The sequence below is a fragment of the Streptomyces sp. NPDC006458 genome (assembly GCF_040612135.1).
Taxonomy (GTDB): domain Bacteria; phylum Actinomycetota; class Actinomycetes; order Streptomycetales; family Streptomycetaceae; genus Streptomyces.
The window spans coordinates 1-2,644 of record NZ_JBEXPR010000084.1; the positions used below are offsets into that span (position 1 = coordinate 1).

3 protein-coding genes are annotated in these 2,644 nt (G+C 69.7%); 2 read left to right on the top strand and 1 reads right to left on the bottom strand.

Going from position 1 to position 2,644, the window contains the following annotated elements:
• The first annotated feature begins 299 nt into the window (after positions 1–299).
• Positions 300–767 carry an SRPBCC family protein gene (locus ABZZ79_RS39585; protein WP_356697522.1) on the top strand — a complete coding sequence of 156 codons (468 nt, stop codon included), beginning with the start codon at positions 300–302 and terminating at the stop codon, positions 765–767.
• 240 nt (positions 768–1,007) lie between these two features.
• On the top strand, positions 1,008–1,181 hold the full coding sequence (locus tag ABZZ79_RS39590; RefSeq protein WP_356697526.1) for a hypothetical protein: 174 nt from the start codon (positions 1,008–1,010) through the stop codon (positions 1,179–1,181).
• 321 nt (positions 1,182–1,502) lie between these two features.
• Here the strand turns inward: ABZZ79_RS39590 and ABZZ79_RS39595 are convergent, their stop codons facing one another.
• Entirely contained in the window at positions 1,503–2,192 is a 690-nt protein-coding gene (locus ABZZ79_RS39595) for a GntR family transcriptional regulator (protein WP_356697524.1), read from the bottom strand.
• Between the last annotated feature and the right edge of the window lie 452 nt (positions 2,193–2,644).

Consider the following 2,644-nt stretch of genomic DNA (forward strand, 5'->3'; position numbering starts at 1 on the left):
GTTCTCTTGGTCGAAAACCCATCTACCAGGGGCTTCACCACGTTGTCAGCCCAACTGTCGGACTCCAGAACCAGGTTGGAAAAGGCTCACTGTCTTCCCTCTTTTCGCTGCAGAGAAGCACTGCGTCCACGGCCATCATCACCCAGCCGAAGCGGGCGGGCATCCGGAGCAATCCCCGGATCGCGGTCAACCATTTCCCCGGTAAACGGCAAAGAAATCAACAATTCTCGCCCGCCACATCCGCCCGCCGGGACGCCGTCGGGGGGCGGCCCTCTCGGTGTGGTGTTTTCATGGGTTCCATGACCAGCAGAAGCGTCGTCGTGGAACGGCGTATCGGTGCCGGACAGCCCGCCGTGTGGGAGGCCCTGACCGATCTCGCCGGCATGGTGCGGGTGCTGAGCGGTGTGTCGAAGGTGGAGATCCTCACGCCACAGCCCTTCGGCGTCGGTACCCGGTGGCGGGAGACCCGGCGCATGTTCGGCAAGGACGCCACCGAGGAGATGTGGGTGACGGTGAGCGAGCCACCCCAGCGCTATGTGGCGGAGGCCGAGTCGCACGGGAGTCGCTACATCTCGGAGTGGGAGCTGAGGGCGGACGGCCCGGCCACCACGACGGTCCGTATGACGTTCACCAGCGTGCCGACCGGTGGCGCGGCGGGGATGCTCGCCAAGGTCCTGGGCAGGCTCGGGACGAGGGCGATCAGCCGGGCGATCGCCAAGGACCTGGACGACGTCGCGGCCGCGGTCGAGAGCCGCGGCGGCGGCTGAGCCCCGGGGTGGTCGCGGTGCGCATCACCTCTTCCAGCAGCGCCCATCCGCGACTGTGTGTGAAGTGTCGTCAGCCGGGCTGCCTCGACTGGTGGTTGGAGACCCGAGCGGGTCCTCCCCCTTACCGAAAAAACCTCGGGTGACCGTGTCAAGAATCCGGTGACCTGGCGGCTCTGGGGAGTCTGTACGGCCGTTGCTTCACGGTGAGGCGCTGACGGGCCGCAGACTGGAGGGGTTCCGGTGGAGATGACGGGCATCGGCGTCGCCGTGTTCCTGGTGTTGCTGTTCGCACCGGGGCTGAGCAGCGTACTCAAGAGCCTCGCGTTCCGTATCCGGGCCGCGGGGAAGGCCGAACTCGTGCGAGCGGAACGCGAGATGGGCGGGCGCAAGGGGAAGCGGGGGCGGCGTGGATGAGGAGCACCGGGCACAGCGGGCCAAGGCGCTGGCGGCCCGGATCCGTGCCGACGGGCCCGTGACATCGCCGCCGACGCCCGCCCGGCCGACGGAGAGGTGGACTCCGGCATCGAGCGCGAGGAGGCCGTCGAACCCGCCGGTGAGTGGCTGGACGCGGCGACCGAATGCCGGCGGCGCGGCGGCGACCCGGGTCCCGGGTTCTAATGCCCCAACGGGCACCGCGGTAGCGGTGATATGTGATGACTGGAAGCCCCGTGCAGCGAGTTCTCGTCAGGGCCGCTGACACATGATCGACCACCGTGGCGCCGGGCGGGGAGGGGTTCAGTCGGCGACAGCCGCGATCCACTGCTGAGCGATCTGCTCGTTCACGTCCAGGTGGTGCATGACCGCCTGGGCGGCACGGCCCGGATCCCGCTCGGCGACCGCGGCGAGCAGCTCGGCGAGCGCGGCCTCCCGTCTGCGGGGTTCGTCGGGATCGCTGTCGCGGCCGCCCGGTGCGAGCCGGACGTAGCGCTCGGCCGCGTGCCAGAGCATGCCGAGGATGCGCAGGTCCCATTCGGTGGCGGCGGGACGCAGCAGATCGAGATGGAACTCGTGATGGGCCTCGTAGATCTCGTCGATGCCCAGGTTCTGGTCGCCGAAGGTGGCCAGACGCGCCGCCAGCCGATCGTGATCACGGCTGGTCAGGAGCACGCAGGCCCGCCCGGCGAGCTCCGGTTCGATCCTGCGGCGGAGCCGGTAGATGGCGCTCAGGTCGCTGTGGCTGAGGGGAGCGACGATGGCGCTCTTCCCGCGGGCCGTGATGACGAGGCCCTGCCCCTCCAGATGGCGCAGCGCCTCGCGTACGGGAATGATGCTGACCCCGAGGCGGCCGGCGATCTCCCGGAGGGAGAACTCCTGGCCAGGACGCAGGTCGGCGGCGAGGATGGACCTGCGGATCTCCTTGGTCACCTGCTCTACCACCGACAGTGGTTGCACGCGCCGTACACCGGTCGTGCTCACTCCAGCCACGATGGCCCTCCTTGGGAGCAGCATCCACAAGCCTCGCCGGCGAAAAATGTTATCAGCGATACCACCGACGAGCTGGCCGCCCGGATCGGCGCGGACCCGGACGGCCCCTGGGACGTTTCCCCTCGGCCTCGGCGGCCTGAGGCCTGTGCGGCGAGGCCGGGGGACGGCCGAACTGTGAGCCGGCCGGGAGCACATCGCCGCCTCCGGTGCCCACCGACATGCGGCGGCGTTGAGCGCGGGTGGCTCGCCGGAAGGCCTCTTCGCCGTGGGGCTTGAGGTGTGCGCGAGTGCCGGTCGTGGCGGGCCGGTCGTGCGGTTCCCCGCGCCCCTTGACGGCGGGCGCGGGGAACGTGGTCGGGATCTGGGGGTCAGTCCTTGATCTCGCAGATGACGGCGCCGGAGGTGATGGAGGCGCCGACCTCGGCGCTCAGGCCCTTGATGGTGCCGGAGCG